Origin of the sequence: Shouchella lonarensis, from assembly GCF_900096965.1 — a bacterium.
Taxonomy (GTDB): domain Bacteria; phylum Bacillota; class Bacilli; order Bacillales; family Bacillaceae_D; genus Shouchella; species Shouchella lonarensis.
In genome coordinates, this window is record NZ_FMYM01000001.1 from 274,886 (window position 1) to 300,647 (window position 25,762).

Below are 25,762 nucleotides of genomic sequence, written 5' to 3' on the forward strand. Positions count from 1 at the left end.
ATGTTTGTATCTATGATATGATAGTACATGTTTGAATTGCTAGGAGGAAAAACAGTGTTATCACAAGGTTCATGGTTTCTGTTGTTGCTTATGGCAATAGCGATTGTCGCAAAAAATCAATCGTTACTCATTGCGGTTGTCATTTTGCTGGTCATCAAATGGACACAACTTGGTGATAAGTTATTCCCTCTTTTGCAAACAAAAGGCATCCATCTAGGCGTCTTAATCATCACGATTGCTGTACTCACGCCAATTGCGACTGGAGAGATCGGTTTTAAGCAACTCATTGAAGCAACAAAATCGCTGTATGCGTGGATTGCGCTTGGGAGCGGGATTGCTGTCGCCCTAATTGCGGCGAGCGGATTGGACTTATTAAAACAAGATCCTCATATTACCACGGCATTAGTACTTGGTACAATTATTGCTGTTTCTGTCTTCCACGGTGTTGCCGTTGGACCGCTGATTGGAGCTGGCATTGCTTATTTAACAATGAGAGTGATCCAGTTTTTTGCACAATGGGGTGGATAAATGTATCGTGAGGATAGGCGTGAATCAAGGGGTGGACAATCTTATATAGGCATAAAGGAGCGAGGAAGATGACGACAACGCGCGGTTTAGAAGGGATTGTAGCAACACAGTCAAGTGTGAGCTCAATTATTGATGATGAATTAACATACCAAGGCTATGGCATTGATGATTTGGCTAACCATGCTCGTTTTGAAGAGGTTGTGTACCTGCTTTGGAACGGCGTACTTCCAGCGAAAGAACAATTGCAATCGTTTTCAGACGAGTTACAAAAAGCAGCATTTGTTCCGAAAGAAATTTTTGAGCAAATGAAAGCCTATCCAATCACAACAGTGCACCCAATGGCAGCGCTAAGAACAGCCATCTCTACATTAGGTCTTTATGATGAAGAAGCTGAGGAGATGAATGGGGAAGCGAACTATCGCAAGGCGATCAAACTCCAAGCCAAAATCCCAACCATTGTTGCTGGATTTGAGCGCATTCGTTCGGGGAAAGAACCTGTTGAACCTAATCCAAATTTATCATTTGCAGCCAATTTCTTATACATGTTAAACGGTACAGTGCCAGATGAGCTATCCGTACGTGCATTTGATAAGGCACTTGTCTTACATGCCGACCATGAATTAAATGCATCGACATTTACGGCGCGCGTATGTGTTGCGACATTGTCAGATGTATATTCTGGTCTCACAGCAGCGATTGGTGCACTAAAAGGACCATTACATGGCGGTGCCAACGAAGCTGTGATGAAAATGCTCGTTGAAATTGATGAGCTAGAAAATGTAGAACCATATATTCGCGCAGCGCTCGATCGTAAAGAAAAAATTATGGGCTTTGGACACCGTGTATATAAAAATGGTGATCCACGTGCGAAGCATCTGCGTCAAATGTCAAAGGAACTCACAGATGTCATAAAAGAATCAAAATGGTACGAGATGTCATTAAAGATCGAGGAAATGGTTACGAAAGAAAAAGGACTATTGCCAAATGTTGATTTTTACTCGGCAACAGTCTACCATAGTTTAGGGATCAAACATGATTTGTTCACACCAATTTTTGCAATTAGCCGAACGTCTGGTTGGCTCGCACATATTTTAGAGCAGTATGAAAACAACCGTTTGATTCGTCCACGTGCAGAGTATATCGGTCCTGACAAGCGGTCTTTCCCGAAAAAGTAATTATTGATATGAACGAATGTTAAATCGTATTTGTAACGGAGGAGGTTTTTTTCATGACAGCAGGAGAAAAGATTCAGACAAAAAATGGTGTTTTACAAGTGCCAAATGAGCCAATTGTGCCCTTTATTGAGGGAGATGGGACAGGACCAGACATTTGGGCAGCAGCTTCACGTGTATTAGATGCAGCGGTAGAAAAAGCGTATAATGGTGAGCGTCAAATTCACTGGAAAGAAATTTTAGCGGGTGAAAAAGCGTATAACGAAACAGGTGAATGGTTGCCAGCGGAGACACTTGAAGCAGTACGCGAATATTTGATCGCGATTAAAGGCCCTCTTACAACACCAATTGGTGGGGGAATTCGGTCGCTAAACGTTGCGCTCCGTCAAGAACTCGATTTATACACATGCTTGCGTCCAGTGCGTTATTTTACGGGCGTGCCATCGCCAGTAAAACGTCCAGAAGATACAAATATGGTCATTTTCCGCGAAAATACAGAGGACATTTACGCTGGGATTGAGTTTCAAGAAGGATCCGCAGAAGTTCAGAAAGTGATTGACTTCTTAAAAACGGAGATGGGTATTCAAAAAATCCGTTTCCCAGAAACATCTGGGATCGGTATTAAACCTGTATCAAAAGAAGGGACAGAACGTATTGTCCGTTCAGCGATCCAATATGCGCTAGATGAAGGCCGTAAGAGTGTAACGCTTGTTCATAAAGGGAACATCATGAAATTTACAGAAGGTGCCTTTAAAAACTGGGGCTATGAACTAGCTGAACGTGAATTTGGCGCACAAGTATTCACGTGGGCACAATACGACAAGATTGCTGAGGAGCAAGGAAGAGAAGCTGCCGACCAAGCACAAAATGAGGCAGAAGCAGCGGGCAAGATCATCGTCAAAGATGCAATTGCAGACATCTTCCTCCAGCAAATTTTGACGCGTCCAAAAGAGTTTGATGTTGTGGTGACGATGAACTTAAACGGCGACTATATTTCTGATGCACTTGCTGCGCAAGTAGGCGGTATCGGGATTGCACCAGGAGCAAATATTAACTACGATACAGGGCACGCAATTTTTGAAGCGACGCACGGCACAGCGCCGAAATATGCGGGCTTAGATAAAGTGAATCCTTCTTCTGTGTTGCTTTCTGGAGAGCTGCTCCTTCGCCATCTTGGTTGGACAGAAGCAGCAGAACTGATCATGGCTGCAATGGATAAAACGATTGAAAGCAAAGTTGTCACATATGATTTCGCTCGTTTAATGGATGGTGCAACCGAAGTATCATGTTCTGGGTTTGCAGACGAACTCATTAAAAATTTGTAGTCAAATTTTGATATAGAGAGTGGGCTTGGACTAGTCAGGCTCTCTCTTCTCTTATAAAAAATAGAAAACGTTATGGGAGTGTGTGAAATGGCCATTAAACGGAGAAAAGTGTCAGTAATTGGTGGCGGATTTACTGGAGCAACAACGGCGCTAATGATTGCCCAAAAGGAATTAGGCGATGTTGTTCTTGTAGATATCCCGCAGATGGAAGGCCCTACAAAAGGGAAAGCACTTGATATGCTTGAAGCAACACCTGTACATGGCGCGGATGCAAATGTGATTGGTACATCTGATTATGCAGATACGAAAGACTCTGATGTTGTCGTCATTACAGCTGGTATCGCCCGTAAACCAGGCATGAGCCGCGATGATTTAGTGGCAACAAATGCTGGGATTATGAAAGCCGTTACAAAAGAAGTTGTAAAGTATTCGCCAAATGCGTACATTATCGTGTTAACAAATCCAGCAGATGCAATGACATATACTGTGTATAAAGAATCAGGATTTCCGAAGAACCGTGTCATCGGTCAATCGGGTGTCCTTGATACCGCCCGTTTCCGCACATTTGTGGCTCAAGAATTAAACGTATCTGTAGAAGATATTACCGGCTTCGTACTTGGTGGTCACGGTGATGATATGGTGCCACTCATTCGTTATTCTGCTGCAGGTGGGGTACCGCTTACTTCTCTTGTCTCACCAAAGCGTTTAGATGCTATCGTAGACCGCACACGTAAAGGTGGCGGTGAAATCGTTGCTTACCTTGGGAATGGTAGTGCATATTACGCGCCGGCTGCGTCATTAACGCAAATGGTCGAAGCGATCTTAAAAGATAAAAAGCGGATCATCCCAACAATTGCTTACTTAGAAGGTGAATATGGATTTGATGATATTTATCTTGGTGTCCCTACAATCGTTGGTGGTGACGGGATTGAAAAAGTGATTGAACTAGATTTAACAGAAGAAGAGCAAGCACAGTTAAAGCAATCAGCAGAATCAGTCCGGAATGTAATGGCGGCATTGCCGAAAGCATAGTGGGAGCACATCGATTTGTTAGGAGTCGATCCGAGTGCAAATCGGTGTTGTTATTTTTTAGCTATTTTGATGGTTGCTTTTACAACTGGGATAAACGTAGATGAAAAGACCGCAAGTGATCATAATCACTCACGGTGCTAGCTAGAGGACAGCCTCATAAGGAAAAGAAGTAACTCCTCGAAAAGAGGGGGGTTACTTCTTTTTTGTTGCTTAAAGAAAGAGAGATTGTCACATCATTATGAATGGCTTTCTCTTACCCGTAACGGATGAGGATGATTATCGGTTGTTACCTCTTTTTTAATAAAGTAGCTGCGGAAGTAACTAATGACTTTCGATGTAATGACAATCGACAAAATGGAGCCGAGCACCGGGATCAACCCAATGGTAAAAAGGCTTAATAAAGCAACGGCCAAATCAAAAAGAAAGTTCGTTTTGCCTGGATCAATCCCGTATCGTTTTTGAAAAAACAATGCGACAATGTTTGCGCCACCGAGAGAAGCTTGTTGCGAAAATAAAAGCGACAGTCCGCAACCGATGAGCGCACCGCCAACAATCGCTCCTGTCAGTAACGGAACAGAGAAAGCGGGTAGCCATAGATCGATGGCGATGATGCCGCTCAATACCGATACAGACAACATGGTGACCACGGTAAAAGAAACGCCCATTTTTACAAACGAAAAAATGTAGAAAGGGATATTAATAAGGAAAAATAATAAAGCAAGTGGTAGCGGTGTAATATGGGTTAAATTTAAAGAAAGTCCAGCGATGCCACCAGTAACTAGTCCGGCATGGCGCAATAACAAAAGTCCACTCGCCGCTAATAAACAGCCAATAAAAATAAAGATACTTTTTTTCAATGTAATCGTCTCACCTATTCTTTTAATCATATTTTCATTATATAAGAATCATCCGGGTTTTTATATATCAACTAGCAGGATGATCGAATATATGATTTAATAAATGAAGGTATTTATAATAAAATATCTTCACTTTGAAGGAGTGATACGATGGATAAAATGGATCGTGAGATTTTGCGTTTGCTACAAGAAGATGGAAGAATGACAGTGAGTGATTTATCAAAAGCCTTGTCACTTAGCCGACCGAGCATGTCGGAGCGATTGCATCGGTTACGAGAGAGGGGTGTGATTGAAAAATTCTCTGCTCAAGTGTCATTAGACAAGATCGGAAAAGCGATGCTTGTGGTCATTCAAGTAGGCGGCTTGAAAGTGTCTCTACAGGCGTTCGAAGAGGTGATTCAGACTGAGGAAGCAGTAATTGAATGTCATCGGGTAACGGGAGAGGTAAGCTATTTCTTGAAAGCAGCTGTAGCGAATGTGCATGAGTTAAGAGAACTCATTGATCGACTTGTTCCTTTTGGGACGATTAACACGTCAACCGTGCTTCATTCTCCAGTGCGTGAGCGAATGCTTTTGCCGGAAGTGTAAAAGAGAGGAAAGGAAAATGGGGATGGTGCTTTACAACCATCCCCAAGCGATGGTATAATGCTTTTATTACATAAAGAAGGAGATGGTGGCTATGCGTTTATTAAGTGTTGAGAATGTAACTGAAATGTTCAACCATCATCCGCGGTTTTTTGTGCACTAAAAATCTCTCTTCTTGGGATATGCGCGATAGGCACGGAAGTTGGCTGAACTTGTCCGGGCTTTTTTGTTATGCATAAAACAAGGGGGAATAAAACAAATGCAACAACATTTACAACAATTTGGCTGGAAAAACGAGGCATTGCCACACGGGGTGGCAGAGACACGCATCGCCCGTGTTACAAAGGAATTTAAAAACCAATATGTGATTGAAGGTGTACACGGGACGCAGTTAGCGCGTGTACCAGGGAAATTCCATTATACGTCAACGTCACGGCTTGATTATCCTGCAGTAGGCGATTGGGTCGTTCTATCTGAGCGCCAGGAGAATGAACAAGATATTCAACTTGTTGAAGCGGTGTTGCCACGATCTTCTGCTTTCGTTCGCCAGGCAGCTGGAGAAGAAACAGCTGGGCAAATTGTGGCAGCGAACGTGACGAAAGTGTTTATTGTCATTCCATTGTTTGCGGAAGTGAATGTACGTAAGTTAGAGCGGTTCCTATTTACAGCTTGGGATAGTGGTGCGAGTCCGGAAATTATTTTGTCCAAAGCAGATTTATCTGAAGATGCGGCAGGACAAAAAGCGGCCGTAGCGTCTGTGGCAATGGGTGTACCCATTCATATTTGGAGTGCAGTGACATATGAAGGGTTCACCGATTTACAAGCACGGATAGCGAGCGACGACACGATTGTATTTGTCGGCACGTCAGGAGCGGGTAAATCAACGTTAATGAATGCGCTCGTAGGACAGGAACTATTAAAAACGAGTGCAGTGCGTAGCGATGATCATAGGGGACGCCATACGACGACACATCGAGAACTCGTTGTGTTACCAACAGGGGGCATTGTCATTGATACGCCAGGGGTGCGAGAATTGCAACTATGGTATGAAGAAGATAGACAGCCGATGTCAGAGACCTCTTTCTCAGATATTAAACAGTGGATGCAAGCGTGTTTCTTCAATGATTGTCAGCATGAAACAGAATCAGGCTGTGCGATTAAAGAAGCACTTGCTACTGGTGATTTGTCACAAGAGCGATGGGACAATTTTTTGAAACTACAAAGAGAGTACGCTTATGCGAAGCGAAAACAAGATAAGCGTTTGCAATTAGAAGAGAAGAAGCGGTGGAAGCGACTATCAAAGTATAGCAAACGTTCGGGGAAGAGATGAGCGGTTGCGCTTGTGTAGTGGCGTGCGCATGAAAAAGGGAGGCTCAGTGCCTCCTTTTTATGGTTGTGTCGATACGGAGAGCTTTGCTGTCTCTTTTGCATTAAATCTCTATCTCATTAATTACGACAAAATAACACTTTATACTATCTTATACACCATTAACCGATCGCGTGCGCGTGTTCAACCCGGTAATCTGTAGGTATTTGTCGCACGATAATTGGGGATTGCAGAAGGATTATTAGCTTTAATAGTCGAAATGGCTGTATGGGAGCTACAGAAATAAAGGAGGTTGAGCACTATGGCCATAAAATATCCCCTATTGTTTAGCGTGGACACTATTCGTAGAATCACCATAGAAACAGAAAAAAGGTTGGCGCGAATGTACTTAGTAGATGACAAGGAGTGGACATTGCCACTTATGCGTCAATTAGCTTCTAACGAAACTCATATGTTTGACTTTGAACAAGTGATATACGCTGTTAAGAAAGTAGCGAAGTCACGCATGATTGAGTTAATGAATGAATATACGTTGTCGCTCCAGCACATTCCTTATATTAAGGTTTCTTTTGAGTATGCGGTGCTATTTGGTCAGAAAGGTGTTTTAAGGCAGTTACTTAAACATTACCAAGATAATGAGAACTTGATCGAATGGGTGACAACTTACCGACTATTACTGCGTGTAGCTGAAAGGGAGTTGTCATACGATCAGGTTATTGAAGAAGCTCGAAGGCTTAGCACTTATGTGAAAGAACCAATTCTAATGATACGCCTGAAATTGTTAGCCGCAGATGCTTATGACAAACTAGGTAAAACGAAAGAAACTGCTTCATTGCTTGAGGGTGTGATAGAAGAGTTATATGCGGTTGAAGCAGGATATATGAAGAGTGTGCTAGCGAGTCGTGCGTTGCTACTCGTAGGAAACTACTTTTTATATGGAAAAGGTGACGCAGAAAAAGCTGAAAACAACTATTTGGCAGTTGTAACCACCGACGCTACACCTGACACGGTGAAAGTAGGGGCTTATCACGGCCTACTACTAGTAATGATGTGTAAAGGAGATCGTGCACAGTGCGCATACTATTTCGGAGAAGCGATTCAATTAGCAAAAGAAACAGGAAAACATGTTTATCAAGAGTGTTTAGAGCGCGAATATTATCCTTTTGTCCGTAACATACTTGGAGAAACCTTTAGTGCAGAGGGGGTCTGTCCAGAAGAGCGCGCACATCAGTATATTGTTCGCGGTGAACATGAAAAGGCTTTGCACTTAATTGATGAACTAGAAATTGCAGGAAAAGGCGACTCGATTTTAACGTGGTATAAAGGGAAGGCTACAGGTAATAAAGAATTGCTATTGTCTGCATTAGCAGCTTTTGAAGAAGAGCATTATGCATTTCTAGTATCACTGATCCGCCAAGAGTTAGACCGTCTTAGCGCTAATTCAGGAGGGGAAGTTCAATGAAACGGTTGTTACTTATAGCTACGATTGGAATTATTGTTGTCATTGGAAGTGCGCCGGCAAACGCTGAGGTTGAACCTACAGGCCCCGGAAGACCCGGATCAGAGGCTATTTAACCTTAATAAATGGTGCATGCGTGAAATGATGATTGACCTCGTTTTTGGATACGGGGTCTTTTTGATGTGCTCATCCGTATGAGTATCATTAAAATTGTTTTCTCAAAAGAACATCATAATCATAGTGAAAACGATAAACAAACGTGTATAATAGAGAAAGATACGCATGACATAAAACGGATCGGGAGTGTGAGACAAGCATGGCAAAGCGCATTTTGGTCGTTGATGATGAACCGTCGATTGTCACACTATTAACATATAACCTAGAACAAGCCGGTTATAAAGTCGTCTCAGAAAATGATGGTCGCGCAGGGTTTGACCGAGCGAAAAGTGAGACGTTTGATATGATGGTGCTTGACTTAATGTTGCCGAATATGGATGGGATCGATGTTTGCAAGCAATTGCGGCAGGAAAAAGTTTTTACACCGATTTTAATGTTGACGGCGAAGGATGAGGATTTTGATAAAGTCCTCGGATTAGAGCTCGGCGCAGATGATTATATGACAAAGCCGTTTTCCCCGCGTGAGGTCGTTGCGAGGGTGCGCGCGATTTTACGGCGCGTAGATCATGAGCAAGCAGGAGAACGTAGCGAAGAGGAAGATGAGAAGAAGCACTTTGCAATCGGTAAATTAATGATTTACCCAGACCATTATGAGGTGTACCAAAGAGATAAAAGGCTCACGTTCACACCGAAAGAGTTTGAATTGCTCACCTTTTTAGCTTCAAATAAAGGACGGGTACTCACACGCGATCAATTGTTAAATGCGGTGTGGGATTATGAATTTGTTGGCGATACGCGTATCGTTGATGTACATATTAGTCATTTGCGGGAAAAGATTGAGCGTGATTCGAAAAAACCGGTGTACATTAAAACGATCCGCGGGTTAGGTTATAAATTAGAGGAACCACGCACGGATGAATAAACTGCGTAATCGTTTAATTTGGGCATTGATGCCAGTCATTGTTGTCGTGTTGCTCGCGCTTGGGTTATTGCTCGGTTATTGGCTGAATGACCGCTATACGGAGTTGCTATCAGAGCGAATTGAACAGGAAGCGACGCTTGCAGCCCATATGATTACGGAGGTGGGATTCCCAACCGCAGCGGATGCAGGTGAAGTGGCACGTGAACTGGGTGAGGTGTTAAGTGCGCGTGTGCGATTGTTCACTGCTGATGACGATGTAATAGCAGACTCATGGGAAGGAGAGCAACCTCCACTTGAAGCAGAAATGCGGTACGGGGTCTCATCCATTTATGAAGGGGAGCAGCGCGTAGGTTATGTGCAAGTTGGGGTATTGTCATCATCGTTGTCAGCGCTGAACCAGGCTGGCTGGTGGGCCATTGGGGGGAGCTTCTTTTTTGCGATTGTCATTATGACGATGTTAATTATTAAAATTACCCGGCAGATGGTTCAGCCGATTGAATACGCAACGAAGGCGGCCATTCGCTTAGCAGAAGGTGATTACAAAATTCGTACGTACGAAGTCGGTAATCACGAGCTTGGACTGCTTGGTCGTTCAATTAATGTGCTTGCCTACAATTTGCAACAACTATCACGGCGGCACCAAGCACAACAAGAACAAATGGCGACACTCATTGATCACATGGGGAGCGCCCTGTTATTTATGGATGTCCGTGGTGATATCGTCATGCTAAATCAAACGGCAGAACACGTTTTTGATGTGCGCAGTAGTGACTGGCTCGGACAACCTTATCATAAAGTGGTAGATAGCGAGTCGCTCGTGCAATTTATTCAATCGATTTATTCAAATGAGGAAAAAAGCAGGGAACAAATTGAATGGACAAAACATTTTTACACACGCACATACGACGTATATGGTGCACCGGTGTTGACGAAATCTGCGCGTTTGCGAGGAGTAACAATTGTCCTTCATGATGTGACAGAACAAAAGAAATTAGAACAAGTGCGCAAAGACTTTGTGGCAAATGTGTCGCATGAATTAAAAACACCAGTAACGTCTATTAAGGGATTTGCGGAGACGTTGCTAGATGGTGCGCTACAAGAGGCTCAGTTGGCGGAACAATTTACCGAGATTATTTGGAAGGAAAGTGACCGTTTACAAACACTAATTGCAGATTTACTTGAGTTATCGCATATCGAGCATGCGCATTTTGCGTTAAAACTTACGCCAGTTGTGTTAGCAGACATTGTTGATGAGGTGAAGACGCTACTTTTAGCAAAAGCAGAAGAAAAAGACATTCACCTATCCGTCGTAACGGACGGGGATACGACGATCGAAGCGGACCCGCAACGCGTGAAACAAATTTTGCTAAACTTAACAAGCAATGCGATTGCGTATACACAACCAGGTGGACAAGTGACCATGACGATACAAGAAAAAGAGGATCATGTATTGTTGCAAGTAGCAGATACCGGGATTGGCATTGCAGCAGAAAATCTCGCACGCGTATTCGAGCGCTTTTATCGTGTTGATCGCGATCGGAGTCGTCATTCTGGTGGAACGGGTCTTGGCTTAGCGATTGTGAAACATTTGGCTGAAGCGCATCAGGCGAAGATTGCCGTTGAAAGTATGTTAGGGAAAGGTTCGACATTTACGGTGACATTTTTGAAAAAGCACCGGTAGCACAGCTTGTTTTCACTTGTCAGTCAGTGTATAATGAGTGTGTAAGGGCATATACTAAAAAGACCAGTCGACGTTTACCGTCAACTGGCATGTGTTGCATATCCGTAGAGCTGGCGCCAAAGGTTGTATGAATAAGCCTCAAGAGCCGTGAACTCATGTAGAGGGCTTATTCGTCTTTTTCTTTATCGACGAACGACAACATCCGGATGACTAGCATCGCAAACAAAATCATTAGCGACAGCGTCTCGTATGCTGACATGCGCATCACCTCCTTTCAAAGGAGATGGCGCCAGCCCTCATGTGGGTATGCAACTTGTTATATTATAACATAAAGATCGCGCAATTGCGGTCTTTTTTTTGCTTTGGCACAAGCTTCTTCCATTCTTTTTTCTGAACGAACTATGGTACAATAGGAAAGTAGAAAGAGGTGGAAGTCGTGAAAAAAATCGTATTAGTCGATGGGAACAGTATTGCCTATCGCGCCTTTTTTGCTTTGCCATTATTAAATAACCAAAAGGGTGAGTATACAAACGCTGTATATGGCTTTACAACGATGCTTTTAAAAGTGTTAGAGATGGAAAACCCAACGCATATGCTTGTGGCGTTTGATGCAGGAAAAGAGACGTTTCGTCACCAAACGTACGCGGCGTATAAAGGAACACGACAAAAGACACCTTCAGAATTGTCAGGACAAATCCCGCTTATTCATGATGTATTAAAAGCATTCTCTATCCCCCGCTACGAAGCCAAGTCTTACGAAGCGGATGACATTATTGGGACGGTTGCCCGTCGTGCTGCTAAAGAGGACTATAAAGTTGTTGTCGTTACTGGCGATAAAGATTTATTACAACTCGTTGATCAGAACATAGAAGTTGTTTTAACGAAAAAAGGAATGAGCGAAGTCGATCGTTATGACGAGGCAGCGATTCATGAACGATACGGACTCACACCAACACAAATTATTGATTTAAAAGGACTAATGGGCGATTCATCCGATAATATTCCAGGTGTACCTGGTGTGGGTGAAAAGACAGCTTTAAAATTACTTGCGCAGTTTGAAGATGTCGAAACGGTGCTCGCCTCGATTGATCAAGTATCAGGAAAGAAATTGAAAGAGAGATTGACAGAAAACCAGGAGCAAGCCCGTTTAAGTAAAAAACTCGCAACAATTTTCACCGATATGCCGCTAGAAGAAACATTGGACGCTTTTACGTATACGGGTTACGACGAGGAGCAGGTAAGAGCGGTATTCCGTGAACTTTCTTTCCACTCGCTATTAGAACGAATTGGACAAGGTGAAGCGCCTGAAGAAAGTTCCGACTTTGCACCGCTACCTTATGAAGTCGTAAAGAAACCGGAAGAGAAACACTTTGCAAGTCCGTCTGCGCTCGTGGTCGAAATGTTTGCGGAACATGAGCTGCAAGGCGACCTCATTGGAATGGGCGTGGCAAATGAAAATGGCCGCTTTTTCTTTCCGGTAGATGTTGCGCTCTCATCCCCGTTGTTTCAAGATTTCATTACATCGGCAACGGTGGAAAAATGGTTGTTTTCGGCTAAGCAGTCGATTGTGGCCCTTGAAAAAAGAGGATTATCTCTGCAAGGGGTGACATTTGATTTACAAATGGCTTCTTACTTACTCGATCCATCTGTTAGCGCCGAGGAAGTTGGCGATGTCGCTCACCGAAAAGAGATGAAGGTCGTTCGCTCAGATGAAGCTGTTTATGGAAAAGGAGCAAAACGCCACATCCCTGATGAAGACGAGCTTTCAGAACATGTGTGTCGCAAAGCAAGTGCGCTGTATGAGTTGAAGCCACTACTTGCAAACGAACTGGCTGAAAACAAGCAGGACGAATTATTTTATGAGTTGGAAATGCCGCTTTCACTAGTGCTTGCAAAAATGGAGTGTACAGGAATTAAAGTCGACATTGCGCAGTTAAAAGCAATGGGTAAAGATTTATCAGCGCGGATTGCTGTGCTTGAAAGGGAGATTCACGCCGAAGCAGGTGTTTCATTTAACATCAACTCTCCAAAACAAATGGGCACAATTTTATTTGAAACACTCGCCTTACCGCCAGTGAAGAAAACAAAAACGGGCTACTCAACGAGTGCGGATGTATTAGAAAAGTTACGTGATGCGCATCCGATCATTGAATTAATTTTGCATTACCGTCAACTTGTGAAATTACATTCAACATACATTGAAGGTTTACTTAAAGTAGTCGATGCAACGACGCATAAAGTGCATACGCGCTTTAATCAAGCATTGACGCAAACAGGGCGGTTGTCATCGGCAGATCCAAATTTGCAAAACATCCCGATTCGTTTAGAAGAAGGAAGAAAGATCCGTAAAGCTTTTATAGCTTCGAAACCAGGATGGAAAATTGTCGCTGCAGACTATTCACAAATTGAATTGCGTGTCCTTGCCCACATATGTGGGGATGAAAACATGAAGCGCGCCTTTCTTGAAGATATGGATATCCATACAAAAACAGCAATGGATGTATTTGGTGTGTCAGAGCAAGATGTCACTTCAGCAATGCGCCGGACAGCAAAGGCAGTAAACTTTGGAATTGTTTATGGCATCAGTGACTATGGTTTGTCGCAAAACTTGGGGATCTCTCGGAAAGAGGCCAAAGATTTTATTGACCGTTACTTGGTCAGTTACCCTAAAGTAAAAGAATACATGGAAGATGTCGTTACCAAAGCACGGAAAAAAGGTTACGTTGAAACATTGCTTGCAAGAAGACGTTACTTGCCGGAGTTAAATAGCCGCAACTTTAATCAACGGAGTTTTGCGGAAAGAACTGCACTCAATACGCCAATTCAAGGGACAGCTGCCGATATTATTAAGATGTCGATGGTTCAGATGGATAAACGCTTGCAAACCTCCCCACTAGCCGCAACCTTGCTTTTACAAGTGCACGATGAGCTGATTTTTGAAGTAGCTAAAGACGATGTAGCGTCGTTAAAAGCACTTGTACTAGAAGTGATGGAGCATGCCTTGCCGCTTGATGTCCCGTTGAAGGTAGATGTATCTAGTGGTGACTCGTGGTATGATGCGAAGTAGGTCATGAATATGAATGGGAATTAAGGAGTAAAGAAGATGCCAGAGTTACCAGAAGTAGAAACGGTTCGTCGGACATTGACCGACCTAGTCGTTGGCAAATGTATTGCAACGGTCGATGTTTATTGGTCGAAAATGATTAAAGCGCCTGATGATGTACGTGCATTTACAGTGCAGCTTAGCGGGCAGACGATTGAAGCAATCCGGCGGCGAGGAAAGTTTTTATTGTTTGATTTAACGGATGATGTGTTGTTGTCACACTTGCGGATGGAAGGGCGCTACCGGCTCGCTCTTGATGGTGAAGATCGGACAAAGCATACACACGTCGTATTGACGTTTACGGATGGTAGTGCACTTCACTATGCGGATGTACGAAAATTTGGGACGATGCACTTACGAAAGAAAGGAACAGAAGAAAGTTTGCCACCATTAGCCGACCTAGGGGTGGAGCCATTTTCACCTTCATTTACTGCGGTGCTATTACAAAACGCATATATAAAAACGAACAGAGCGATTAAAACAGCGTTGCTGGATCAAAAGACGGTCGTTGGATTAGGCAATATTTATGTGGATGAAGCATTGCATCGCGCGCGCATCCATCCTGAGAGGCAGGCGTCGTCTTTGACAGCAACAGAATTTAATGTGTTGCATAAACACATTGTCGCAACGCTCACAGAAGCAGTAGAAGCCGGTGGGAGTTCAATCAAGTCATACGTAAATGGTCAAGGAGAGATGGGCTTCTTTCAACAGCAGCTTGCTGTATATGGGCGCAAAGGTGAACCTTGTCATACTTGTGCGACCCCACTTACGAAGACAGTGGTCGGTGGACGCGGCACACACTTTTGTACGCATTGCCAACAGTAACGTTGACAACACCCTCCCCGTATACTATGGGCAACGACCAAATAGGTAGGAGGGTTTCCCTTGATACCACTTATGATGCTCGCAGTTGCAGTGAGCTTGGATAGTTTTGGGGTTGGGTTAACGTACGGGCTACGGCGGATTAAAATTCCTCTCGTGTCATTGTTTTTCATCGGTTTATGTTCGGCTGTGTCTGTATTATTGGCAATGGCCATGGGCAGTGGGGTTGCGGTGTGGCTCTCTCCTCATGTCGCAGAAATGCTCGGTGCACTCATTTTGATTGGGCTTGGCGTATGGGCGCTCGTACAAACGTATCGTCCGAAGTGTGAGACGGAATCTGTAGACTTAAATGCCATTTTAAAAGACCCAGCGCGAGCTGATATGGATCGTTCGGGTACGGTCATTGGAAAGGAAGCTTTTTTACTCGGGTTTGCTCTTGCCCTTGATGCGTTTGCTGCTGGCGTGGGCGCGGCGCTTATCGGTTTTTCTCCGCTCGGTTTAGCAGGAAGTGTCGCAGTGATGGGGGCGTTATTTGTCTTTTTAGGTATGAAGTGCGGCTACCTCTCTTCCAAAGTGGTTTGGCTACAACGATTATCTTTCGTACCCGGTATCATGCTCATTTTGTTAGGAATTGCCCGGCTATAGCTTGAGTAAGAGGAGTGGAATTTGGTTTATGAGAATTGGATTGACTGGTGGGATTGCTAGTGGAAAATCGTCGGTTTCACGCATGTTTGTGGAACTAGGAATACCAGTTGTTGATGCGGATGTTGTTGCGCGGCAAGTCGTTGTTCCTGGTGAACCCGCGTATAAAAAAATTGTGGATGCATTTGGTGCCGATATTTTACAGGCAGACGAGAAAATTGATCGCAAAAAGCTTGGCGAAATTATCTTTTCAAATAAATTGCAACGGGAAACATTAAACAAAATTGTTCACCCAATTGTGAGGGAGACGATGCAAAAAGAGGCACAGCAATATGAGCAAGAAGGTCATTCAATTGTTGTGCTCGATATCCCGCTACTATATGAGAATAAACTTTTTTACTTAGTAGATACAGTCTGGCTTGTGTTTGTATCTGAACAAACACAGCTAGCACGCTTAATGAAACGAGATGGGCTCACCGAAGTGGCGGCACGCGCGCGTATGACTGCGCAATGTCCGTTGGCGCAAAAGCGTGAACGAGCAAATGTCGTGATTGACAATGAAGGACCAAGAGAAAAAACCTATGCGCAAGTCGAGCAAGCATTGGCGACGATCCGAAAAAAAACGGATTAGCGCCCTTTTTTTGTTCACTTCTAAAATGATGCACACTAAATAGGTTATTTGTGTTATACTATTAAAGAAGAACAACATAAAATGAAGGTACAATGATTACACGGTAAAGGAGTTTTGTTGATGAAAGCTACAGTGGCGATAAATGGGTTCGGTCGGATTGGTCGTATGGTATTTCGCAGAGCGATTTTAGAGGGGAAGACAAAAATCGTCGCCATCAATGCATCTTATCCTGCTGAAACACTGGCGCATATGATCAAATATGATTCAATTCACGGACCTTTCGTAGGCGATGTGCAGGCGGAGGAAGGCGCGCTGTACGTAAATGGACAAAAGATACAGTTGCTTGCTGAACGTGACCCACGCAAGCTCCCGTGGCGAGCGCTTGGTGTAGACATTGTCATTGAAGCGACAGGAAAATTTAAAACGCGTGAAACGGCTAGTTACCATTTAGAATCAGGTGCGAAAAAAGTGATTATAACAGCACCAGCAAAAGGCGAAGATGCGACCATTGTAATGGGTGTAAACGAAAGCGATTACAACCCACAAACAGACGCAATCTTGTCGAATGCATCGTGTACAACCAATTGCTTGGCACCAGTTGCGAAAGTACTTGAGCAGACGTTTGGCATTGAGAGTGGTATGATGACGACCGTTCATGCCTATACAAACGATCAAAAAAATATTGATAATCCACATAAAGATTTACGCCGCGCACGTGCCTGCGGACAATCAATCATTCCAACTTCTACAGGTGCCGCAAAAGCGATATCAAAAGTGTTACCACAACTAGAAGGAAAACTAACAGGGATGGCATTGCGTGTACCAACGCCGAATGTGTCACTTGTCGATCTTGTTGTGACGCTCAAGAAATCAGTGACAGTAGCGGACGTGAATCGGGCATTCGTGCAAGCGTCATCACGTGAGCTTGCTGGTATTCTTGGTTATACGGATGAACCGCTCGTTTCCATTGATTTCAATGGAGAAGCACAATCAGCCGTGATTGATGGGGCTTCAACGGCTGTAATTAATGACCGTCAAGTAAAAGTGCTTGCCTGGTATGATAATGAATGGGGCTATTCTTGTCGTGTCGTTGATTTAATGCATTATGTTGCAGCACAGATGCAACCGACAAGTGAAGTTCACTCTGCGTCTTAAGTCATAAAAATTAACGTGACCGCTTTCGTCTCTCCTTAATAAAGAGAATGAGAGCGGTAATCGTTTATGTGAGCATATACGTTTTTAAATTAAATAAAATCCTTCAATTAACTATTGTCATAGCGAAAGAAAACAAGTATACTGAATTCCGGTGAGTTTGTTCGGAACATGTGGATTCTCTTGAATCCATATCATCGGAATAAGCTTCCTATTATTTTAAAGCGGTTGTCGTTAAGTAAGTGCGCATGTTTGAGAACGCTTTAATTGCATGTGACCACGTGGCGATTAACCGCGAAAGTGAGGGGAAGAACAGTGGATACAATGGGTCGCCATGTCATTGCTGAACTTTGGGGTTGTAACACGGAGCAATTAAACGATCGACCAGGCTTGGAGCGGATCTTTGTTTCTGCTGCGTTGAAAGCGGGAGCGGAAGTGCGGGAGGTTGCGTTTCATGCATTTGCACCACAAGGTGTCAGTGGTGTCGTTATCATTTCTGAATCGCATTTAACGATTCATAGTTTTCCAGAGCATGGCTATGCAAGTATTGATGTATATACGTGCGGGACAGTCATTGATCCACATGTCGCAGTTGCCTATATTGCGGAATCGCTTGGGGTGACATCACAAGAAGTATTGGAGATTCCGCGCGGCAGAGGTCTTTCAGAGGCAGACGTAGGACGTGTAGGGCTAGGTGTCTAGCTTTGAAAACTTCATAAGCCCTCCCTCTATCTTGCAAATGCTGGAGGGCTTATAATGTTGACCAACGATACACAATCATATGCCTCACAATCTTTCATACCCACCCTTGCCAAGAGGGTGTTTTTTTATTATGATGAAAAGAGAAGTTTTTCGTCTTTCAATACGAGAAAATTGATATGTTATAGCATGGAGATGATGAGATGCGCTGCCCGAAATGTCAATACAACGGCACACGTGTGCTCGATTCCCGCCCAAGTGATGAAGGGCGTTCTATCCGCCGTCGTCGTGAATGCGAGCAATGTACAGAACGGTTTACAACTTTTGAAATTGTAGAAGAACCGCCCCTTGTTGTTGTAAAAAAAGACGGTATGCGTGAAGCATTTAGCAAAGAGAAAATGTTGCGTGGGTTAATCCGTGCATGTGAGAAACGCCCTGTACCGTTAGAAGCATTAGAAGAAGTGGTCACAGATGTTGAAAGAGCACTTCGCAACGAAGGAAAAAACGAAATTCAAAGCGATGTGATTGGCGAGCATGTTATGGAGAGACTCGCTCATATTGATGATGTGGCTTATGTACGTTTCGCATCAGTGTATCGGCAATTTAAAGACATCAATGTATTTATAAAAGAATTGACTGAGTTAATGAACAAAAGTGAGAGGAGCTAAAAGCGCGCTTACGGTGCTTGAAGCTCTTTTTTACACGAAGGAGGTGAGTCTCTTGTGTCCTATCATTGGAAAGAACTGTTGCCGGTTGATCATTTTATCGTAAGGCTTTCTAACTATGAAACAACGATTGACCAGCAAGTGTTGACACTATTGTATCAACCATTAATTGGAGCGGACGCCGTCGGTCTATATCATGGGCTGCGTGCTCAGTTGTCTGTTGGCGCGTGGATGTCAGAACGAATGACACATCATCAACTAGCCTTGTCACTAGCGCTCGATTTACCTGCCTTGCTTCAAGCACGGAAAAAGCTAGAAGGGATCGATTTATTGCGGACATTTCACAAGAAATCAACGGATGGAGATACATTTATTTATGTACTGCACCCACCACAAAGACCGAATCAGTTTTTTTCTGATGATGTCCTAAGTGTCTTTTTATATAATCGGCTTGGCAAAACGCAATTTCGCTCGTTACGAGATCGTTTTACATTGCCAACTTTGCAAGAAGATGAGTACGAAGAAGTTACAAGGGCATTTTCTGATGTATTCACTTCTTTAAGGCATTCAGAAATGCAACCGAAACTACAATCAGATGCGGAAAATGTGTTGCAACTTCCAGAAGGTGAGGCATTTGCAGGGGATGAAGGGACGAACTTGAAATTACAGGGATTTGATTTGGCACTCATGAAGCAATCGCTCTCTAGTTTTGTTGTCCCCGATCAAGTGCTAACAGGGGAAATTGAAACGTTGATAAAGAAGCTTGCCTTTGTTTACCAAGTCACACCGCTTGTCATGGCTGATTTGGTTGGTCGGGCAATGCATCATGATACCCTTCATGCGAGTGATTTACGTAAAACGGTCCAAGACTGGTATCGCCTTGAACATGGAGACAAGCCGCCTGCGCTCGCGGAAAAAGCACAACCTCTCAATCAGCGTACGATACATGGCGAACCAGAAACAGAGGAAGAGAAGGTAATGCAATTTTATGAGCAGACCCCGCCGCTGACGTTGCTAGAAGAACGGCAAGAAGGGGCAAGGGTTTCACCAGCAGATGCGCGTTTAATTGAAGAGCTACTTGTTGATTACAAGTTATATCCAGGGGTGACAAATGTGCTTATTGATTTTGTCCTCTACCAATATGATATGAAGTTGTCAAGAAATCTGCTATTAAAAATTGCTGCCGAATGGGCACGTCATAAATTGAAAACAGTTCCCGAAGCGATGGCACTTGTGAAAGCAGAGAAACAAAAGCAAAAGCAGGCGCAACAGAAGCCACGCGGAAAAACGCGACGACATGTACGTGAAGATAAACTGCCACAATGGTTACTAGAAAAAGAGCAAGTGGCTTTAGAGAAGTCTTCGTCATTAGAAGAAGACAACACGTTGACAGAGCGCAACGAAGAATTAGCCGTATTGATGGCTGCAAGGAAACGTCGAAAGCAAGAAGGAGGGCAAGGTCATGGAGTCAATTAAACATGCGCTCTCAAGCTGGGATCGTGACGGGACACTGGCAAAGCGTTTAGAAGAACAACAACAGCGCTTATTGCAACATAAAGGCATTCAATCGTTTTTGAAACAACACCCCGATGTGACGCGATCTATGATTGAACGTGGGTTAAGCAAATTATATGAATATGAAAAAGAACAAGCGCATTGTGATGCATGTCCTGGGTTAGAAGCGTGCCCGAATATGATGACAGGTTACACGCCACATCTTTATGTTGAACGTGGTCACATCGCGCTTTCTTATACGCAATGTCCACTTAAAGGCGCCCAAGTTGAGGCACAAGCGCAGCAGGCACTCATCCAGTCGTTGTACATTCCAAAAGATGTGCTAAAAGCAACATTTGATAACATTGACCAAGATGGTGCAAGACAGCAAGCGCTCACAGCAGCGTTACGTTTTGTCACTGAGGCACAGCCAGGGAAAAACGGACGTGGGCTTTATTTATGTGGTCCCTTTGGCGTAGGAAAAACGTATTTACTAGGCGCGATTGCGAATGATTTAAAGGATAAACACATCAAAACATGTTTGATTTATACCCCTGACTTTTTCCGGGAAATGAAGCAAGCAATCGGCGATGGGAGTGTGCAAGAAAAGCTAGAGAACATTCGGAAGGTGCCTGTATTAATGTTTGATGATATTGGTGCTGAAACGACAACAGCATGGACACGTGACGAAGTGCTTGGACCCATTTTGCAATATCGCATGTCCGAAAACTTGCCGACACTATTTACATCAAACTACAACTACAATGAGCTTGAAGAAGCGCTTTCTTACTCAGACAAAGGTGGTATTGAACGCTTAAAGGCGAAGCGTTTAATGGAACGGATCAAGCATTTCACGACGTTTGTTGAAGTGCGAGGGAGGAACCGACGCACTTCGTTGTAGCACTGGATGTTTTTTGATGGCTATGTTACGATTGAAGGAAAATGGAGTGTATTTGGAGGTTTCATCATGACAATAGCGCACATTTTAGCGCGCGCTGTAAACGGAGATCGTATCTCCATGGCTGACGCTGTAAAATTATATGAGAGTAACGACATCGATGCGCTTGGACAAGCAGCCGATGCGATTATGAAAAAGTGGCACCGAGATCCAATCACAACGTTTGTAATTGGAAGAAATGTAAACTACACAAACTTCTGTGACACGTATTGTTCGTTTTGTGCGTTTTATCGCCCGCCGGGTCATAAAGATGGTTACGTGCTTGATAACGAGCTCATTTACAAAAAGATTGCTGAAACAGTCGCAGTGGGCGGAACGGAAATCTTGATGCAAGGTGGAACAAACCCTAACTTAAAGCTTGATTACTATACAAATTTACTCACTGGCATTAAAGAACGATTCCCAAGCATTTGGATGCACTCTTTCTCTCCGGCAGAAATTTGGAAAATTGCTGAGGTCATGAATATGACTGTTGAAGACGTTTTACGTGCACTACATGAAGCGGGTCTCGATAGCATGCCTGGTGGTGGTGCAGAGATTTTAACTGAGGAAACGCGCTTGCGGGTCAGTCGCTTAAAAGTCACAGCAGATGAATGGTTAGAGGCGATGAAAGCAACGAAGAAAGTTGGGATGTTTGGGACAGCGACAATGGTTATCGGTTTTGGTGAATCATTTGAAGAACGCGCCCTACACTTGCAGCGAATTCGAGATGCACAAGATGAGACTGGCTGCTTCACTGCTTTTATTTCTTGGTTGTTGCAGCCAGAGAATACCGGCTTAAAGCGATTGAAGAAGCTTTCATCAGAAGATTACTTGAAAAATGTTGCGATTTCCCGGATTTTCCTCGATAATATTGCGAACTTCCAATCGTCCTGGGTGACAATGGGTCCAGAAATCGGGAAAAAGTCACTTCACTTTGGCTGCAACGACTTTGGCAGCACGATGATGGAAGAGAATGTTGTTTCCGCAGCGAATACAACACATAAAGTGAACACGAATCTAACATTGCAACTCATTCGAGAAGCTGGCAAAGTCCCAGCTCAGCGCAATACAAAGTATGAGACATTACGTGTTTTTGACGGTGATACGAAAGCAGAAAAAGATTTTGTCATGCAAAATTAACGACGACCTCAAGGATCAAAATCTCCTTGAGGTTTTTTCTTGTCATTTGGCATGTTTCAGTCATCATGACATAGATTGAAAGTAGGGTGAACTTGTCTTATTCCGGAACATGGGGGTTTATTTTAATCTCAGTTCAATTAAGATGTGTCAAATGTTAGGGGGAGTCGTGTTTGATTGCTATTCATTTTGAGGAGCACGCGACTTGTTCACGTCTGTTACACAAACTAAGGACATACATCAATCGTTATGCAGCATATGGTTTGGGAGCGACGGTAACAAAGTGTGCAGATCGTAATATCATTGAAGTAGAATATGGACGTGATGAATTTTATTTTTTTGAATCATTTCAGCCACTGCTCGTGTCTATTTTAATTGAAGAGGTAATTGAAACAAAAGAAGACGAGTGGTTAATGGATATTGCTGAAACGGTGTTTTGCTTTACCGATGCTGAGGAAAAAAGACAAATTGCCGCAATCGCGCATGCGATTTTGCATGGAGAACGCCCAGATATTCCAATCATTCATGCTCATTCAAGGAGAAGGAACTATTTGTATGAAGCATTTTCAACATATATAGACCCACACACTTCCTTTTACTACGAAGCTTTTCTAACGTTTCGATTGAAGAAGTACGGGGATGTGTTAGTTGATGTTGTTGGGAAAGCGATTGATGAGTATTTGCTTGAGCAAGAGTATCAAACAATGGTAGAAGGATGTCGTCAATATTTAAAACAAACAGCACCAAAAAGAAAGCTTATTTATGTCGTTCAAGATCAACAAACGAAGCTTTATAATGAACATTGGGCGCGGTTGACGAACGCCGCAGTGCCTGAGGAGTTGGAAAAAATATGTATGTTTGAAAAAGATGTGGATAAGGACAAAAGGCTGATTAGCCCACTTGTGAGTAGGGTGCCTGCCCATGTGCACATCTTTTCTGACGAGCCGGACCATGCCATAGTACTAACGATTCAAGCCATCTTTCAAGAGCGACTAACGATTACCCCACTTACAACATGTGTGGAAAAAGTAAAAAAATAAGCTTGCAATGAAGTGTGTATGTTTTGTATAATGGTTGTGAAAAGTAAAAGTGATGATGAGGACACCGCAATTTTTGGTCGTTGTTTTAAAGAGAAAGGAGTCGCCGGCTGAGAGCTCCTAAACAGCAGAGAATTGTGACCACCTCTGAACTGCACAACGGAACCGATAGTATGTTGTGCCGGCCCGCAACCGTTATTTGTATGTAGAGTTTTCATTAGGGTGGAACCACGAGACCACACTCGTCCCTTCGCATGCGGAGGAATGGGTGTTTTTTATTTTTTTTTTTAAAAGGAAAGGAAGATGATGATGGCAGAAATACAAGTGAAATTTCCAGATGGCACAATGAAAGCATTTCCGGATGGCACAACAACAGAAGCCGTTGCTGCTTCAATCAGTCCAGGTTTAAAGAAAAAAGCATTGGCAGGAAAATTTAATGGTGAGTTGCTTGACTTGCGTACACCGATTCCGGGGGACGGAGAGATTGAGATTATTACACCTGACGCGGAAGAAGGGCTTGAAGTCATCCGTCATAGCGCCGCACATTTGCTCGCGCAAGCAGTAAAACGGCTTTTCCCTGACGCGAAGTTTGGTGTGGGCCCGGTTATTGAAAATGGTTTTTACTATGACATTGACACAAGTGAGTCTATTACAGCAGAGGATTTACCACGAATTGAAAAGGAAATGAAAAAAATTATTAGTGAGAATGTCGAGGTTATCCGTAAAGAGGTCAGCCGGGCCGAGGCGATTGCTTATTTTCAAGAAATTGGCGATCCGTATAAGCTAGAACTCATTGAAGCAATTCCAGAAGGAGAAACAGTGACACTGTATGAGCAAGGAGACTTTACCGATCTTTGCCGAGGCGTTCACGTCCCGTCAACAAATAAAATTAAAGTGTTTAAACTCCTTTCCACGGCCGGCGCATATTGGCGTGGAGATGCGAAAAATAAAATGTTACAACGTATTTATGGGACCGCATTTTTTACGAAAGAAGCGTTAGCTGAACATTTACGTTTACTAGAAGAAGCAAAAGAGCGCGATCACCGCAAACTCGGTAAGGAACTTGGTATCTTTGCGCTGTCACAAAAAGTTGGACAAGGCTTGCCACTCTGGCTACCAAAAGGCGCGACAATTCGCCGGACAATTGAGCGCTATATTGTCGACAAAGAAGAACGGCTTGGTTACCAACATGTATATACGCCAATTCTTGGTTCATCTGAGCTGTACAAAACATCGGGCCATTGGGATCACTATCAAGATGACATGTTCCCACCGATGGAGATGGATAATGAAACGCTCGTGTTGCGCCCGATGAACTGCCCTCACCATATGATGGTATATAAGCAAGCAATGCGCAGCTATCGTGAGTTACCATTACGAATTGCGGAGTTAGGAACACAGCATCGTTACGAAATGTCTGGTGCACTTTCAGGCTTACAACGCGTGCGAGGCATGACATTAAATGATGCGCATATATTTTGCCGGCCAGACCAAATTAGGGAAGAGTTTACCCGGACAGTGCGTCTCATTCAAGAAGTATACAAAGATTTTGGGCTGAACAGCTATGTATTCCGCTTATCTTACCGTGATCCAGAAGATAAGGAAAAGTACTTTGATGACGATGCGATGTGGGAAAAAGCGCAACGTATGTTAAAAGAAGCGATGGATTCTTTAGATGCATCCTATGTTGAAGCGATCGGGGAGGCAGCGTTTTACGGTCCGAAGCTCGATGTGCAAGTAAAAACCGCGTTAGGAAAAGAAGAGACACTTGCAACGGTGCAACTCGACTTCCTTTTGCCGGAGCGCTTTGATTTAACCTATGTTGGGGAAGACGGCAAGTCACATCGCCCTGTTGTTGTCCACCGTGGCGTCGTTTCAACGATGGAGCGCTTTGTTGCAATCTTACTAGAAGAATATAAAGGCGCGCTCCCAACTTGGTTATCTCCTGTCCAAGTACAAATCATCCCGGTTGCAAATGAAGTGCACTTGTCTTATGCAAAACACGTACAAGAAACACTTCAAGCAGCAGGGCTGCGGGTCGAAATTGATGCACGTGATGAGAAGCTTGGCTATAAAATTCGTGAAGCGCAGATGCAAAAGATCCCGTACATGCTGGTCCTTGGTGACAACGAAGTCGAAGCGGGTGCGGTGAATATTCGGAAATACGGCGAGAAAGCGTCAAATAGTAAACCACTGTCTGACTTTACTGCAGAGTTGGTTATGGAAACGAAGAAGTGAGGCGGTGTAGCGCCTAGTTTTTAGTGGGTACTTTGTATATCATAAGTGCACACAATGACATACTGATGTTGAATAGCCATTTCAACTGTAGTGAAGGGGAAGCTAAAATCATCCCATTCGAGCGGCGAGCGCTACTGAGAGTTTACTTCTCTTGTTTGAATGACAGAACGACGCATAACAAGTACTGCTTGAAGCAT

23 protein-coding genes are annotated in these 25,762 nt (G+C 43.6%); 21 read left to right on the top strand and 2 right to left on the bottom strand.

The window, feature by feature from the left end; translation table 11 throughout:
* The first annotated feature begins 27 nt into the window (after positions 1 to 27).
* From BLT29_RS01410 to mdh, 4 genes are all read left to right on the top strand, one after another.
* Positions 28 to 528, top strand: a complete 501-nt coding sequence (locus tag BLT29_RS01410; RefSeq protein ID WP_090774510.1) for a DUF441 domain-containing protein — start codon at positions 28 to 30, stop codon at positions 526 to 528.
* A gap of 68 nt (positions 529 to 596) precedes the next feature.
* Positions 597 to 1,703 carry a citrate synthase gene (citZ, locus tag BLT29_RS01415; RefSeq protein ID WP_090774511.1) on the top strand — a complete coding sequence of 369 codons (1,107 nt, stop codon included), beginning with the start codon at positions 597 to 599 and terminating at the stop codon, positions 1,701 to 1,703.
* A gap of 23 nt (positions 1,704 to 1,726) precedes the next feature.
* Positions 1,727 to 3,025: an NADP-dependent isocitrate dehydrogenase gene (icd, locus tag BLT29_RS01420; RefSeq protein WP_437182616.1), complete on the top strand. Its 1,299-nt coding sequence runs from the start codon at positions 1,727 to 1,729 to the stop codon at positions 3,023 to 3,025.
* Positions 3,026 to 3,112: 87 nt separating this feature from the next.
* On the top strand, positions 3,113 to 4,057 hold the full coding sequence (gene mdh / locus BLT29_RS01425; protein ID WP_090774513.1) for a malate dehydrogenase: 945 nt from the start codon (positions 3,113 to 3,115) through the stop codon (positions 4,055 to 4,057).
* 236 nt (positions 4,058 to 4,293) lie between these two features.
* Here the strand turns inward: mdh and BLT29_RS01430 are convergent, their stop codons facing one another.
* Positions 4,294 to 4,914 carry a YitT family protein gene (locus tag BLT29_RS01430; protein ID WP_176763734.1) on the bottom strand — a complete coding sequence of 207 codons (621 nt, stop codon included), beginning with the start codon at positions 4,912 to 4,914 and terminating at the stop codon, positions 4,294 to 4,296.
* 150 nt (positions 4,915 to 5,064) lie between these two features.
* On the opposite strand from BLT29_RS01430, the gene BLT29_RS01435 reads away from it, so the two are divergent.
* From BLT29_RS01435 to pnpS, 5 genes are all read left to right on the top strand, one after another.
* Entirely contained in the window at positions 5,065 to 5,502 is a 438-nt protein-coding gene (locus BLT29_RS01435) for an Lrp/AsnC family transcriptional regulator (RefSeq protein WP_090774515.1), read from the top strand.
* A 256-nt stretch (positions 5,503 to 5,758) separates the two neighbouring features.
* On the top strand, positions 5,759 to 6,829 hold the full coding sequence (gene rsgA, locus BLT29_RS01440; RefSeq protein ID WP_090774516.1) for a ribosome small subunit-dependent GTPase A: 1,071 nt from the start codon (positions 5,759 to 5,761) through the stop codon (positions 6,827 to 6,829).
* 298 nt (positions 6,830 to 7,127) lie between these two features.
* Positions 7,128 to 8,288, top strand: a complete 1,161-nt coding sequence (locus BLT29_RS01445) for an AimR family lysis-lysogeny pheromone receptor (RefSeq protein WP_090774517.1) — start codon at positions 7,128 to 7,130, stop codon at positions 8,286 to 8,288.
* A gap of 313 nt (positions 8,289 to 8,601) precedes the next feature.
* Positions 8,602 to 9,324 carry a response regulator transcription factor gene (locus tag BLT29_RS01450; protein ID WP_090774518.1) on the top strand — a complete coding sequence of 241 codons (723 nt, stop codon included), beginning with the start codon at positions 8,602 to 8,604 and terminating at the stop codon, positions 9,322 to 9,324.
* Positions 9,317 to 11,005: a two-component system histidine kinase PnpS gene (gene pnpS, locus BLT29_RS01455; protein WP_090774519.1), complete on the top strand. Its 1,689-nt coding sequence runs from the start codon at positions 9,317 to 9,319 to the stop codon at positions 11,003 to 11,005. The genes BLT29_RS01450 and pnpS overlap by 8 nt, the downstream gene beginning before the upstream one ends.
* A gap of 166 nt (positions 11,006 to 11,171) precedes the next feature.
* Here pnpS and BLT29_RS13525 read toward each other — a convergent pair whose 3' ends face one another.
* Entirely contained in the window at positions 11,172 to 11,264 is a 93-nt protein-coding gene (locus BLT29_RS13525) for a putative holin-like toxin (RefSeq protein ID WP_245700978.1), read from the bottom strand.
* 177 nt (positions 11,265 to 11,441) lie between these two features.
* Here BLT29_RS13525 and polA point away from each other — a divergent pair, with 177 nt between their 5' ends.
* The 12 genes from polA (at position 11,442) to thrS (ending at position 25,565) form a co-directional block, all read left to right on the top strand.
* Positions 11,442 to 14,072: a DNA polymerase I gene (polA, locus tag BLT29_RS01460; RefSeq protein WP_090774520.1), complete on the top strand. Its 2,631-nt coding sequence runs from the start codon at positions 11,442 to 11,444 to the stop codon at positions 14,070 to 14,072.
* Between the two features lie 36 nt (positions 14,073 to 14,108).
* On the top strand, positions 14,109 to 14,933 hold the full coding sequence (gene mutM / locus BLT29_RS01465; protein WP_090774521.1) for a DNA-formamidopyrimidine glycosylase: 825 nt from the start codon (positions 14,109 to 14,111) through the stop codon (positions 14,931 to 14,933).
* A gap of 60 nt (positions 14,934 to 14,993) precedes the next feature.
* Positions 14,994 to 15,575, top strand: coding sequence for a sporulation membrane protein YtaF (ytaF, locus tag BLT29_RS01470; protein WP_245700981.1), 582 nt, complete (start codon positions 14,994 to 14,996; stop codon positions 15,573 to 15,575).
* A gap of 28 nt (positions 15,576 to 15,603) precedes the next feature.
* Entirely contained in the window at positions 15,604 to 16,203 is a 600-nt protein-coding gene (coaE, locus tag BLT29_RS01475) for a dephospho-CoA kinase (protein WP_090774522.1), read from the top strand.
* 120 nt (positions 16,204 to 16,323) lie between these two features.
* A complete protein-coding gene (locus tag BLT29_RS01480; protein ID WP_090774523.1) occupies positions 16,324 to 17,358 on the top strand; it encodes a glyceraldehyde-3-phosphate dehydrogenase in 1,035 nt (344 codons plus the stop codon).
* A gap of 312 nt (positions 17,359 to 17,670) precedes the next feature.
* Entirely contained in the window at positions 17,671 to 18,057 is a 387-nt protein-coding gene (speD, locus tag BLT29_RS01485) for an adenosylmethionine decarboxylase (RefSeq protein ID WP_367576273.1), read from the top strand.
* A 200-nt stretch (positions 18,058 to 18,257) separates the two neighbouring features.
* Positions 18,258 to 18,722: a transcriptional regulator NrdR gene (nrdR, locus tag BLT29_RS01490; protein WP_090774524.1), complete on the top strand. Its 465-nt coding sequence runs from the start codon at positions 18,258 to 18,260 to the stop codon at positions 18,720 to 18,722.
* A gap of 54 nt (positions 18,723 to 18,776) precedes the next feature.
* The gene (locus BLT29_RS01495) at positions 18,777 to 20,195 is read left to right on the top strand and encodes a replication initiation and membrane attachment family protein (RefSeq protein WP_090774525.1); all 1,419 of its coding nucleotides are present in this window, start codon (positions 18,777 to 18,779) and stop codon (positions 20,193 to 20,195) included.
* Complete coding sequence (gene dnaI, locus BLT29_RS01500; protein ID WP_090774526.1) at positions 20,182 to 21,114, top strand: primosomal protein DnaI; 933 nt, start codon at positions 20,182 to 20,184, stop codon at positions 21,112 to 21,114. Before BLT29_RS01495 ends, dnaI begins: the two co-directional genes overlap by 14 nt.
* A 66-nt stretch (positions 21,115 to 21,180) precedes the next feature.
* Positions 21,181 to 22,293, top strand: a complete 1,113-nt coding sequence (mqnC, locus tag BLT29_RS01505; RefSeq protein WP_090774590.1) for a cyclic dehypoxanthinyl futalosine synthase — start codon at positions 21,181 to 21,183, stop codon at positions 22,291 to 22,293.
* A gap of 170 nt (positions 22,294 to 22,463) precedes the next feature.
* Positions 22,464 to 23,330 (top strand): putative sporulation protein YtxC, encoded by an 867-nt coding sequence (ytxC, locus tag BLT29_RS01510; protein ID WP_090774527.1) that lies wholly within the window; start codon positions 22,464 to 22,466, stop codon positions 23,328 to 23,330.
* 303 nt (positions 23,331 to 23,633) lie between these two features.
* Positions 23,634 to 25,565, top strand: a complete 1,932-nt coding sequence (thrS, locus tag BLT29_RS01515; protein ID WP_090774528.1) for a threonine--tRNA ligase — start codon at positions 23,634 to 23,636, stop codon at positions 25,563 to 25,565.
* The last annotated feature ends 197 nt before the right edge of the window (positions 25,566 to 25,762 follow it).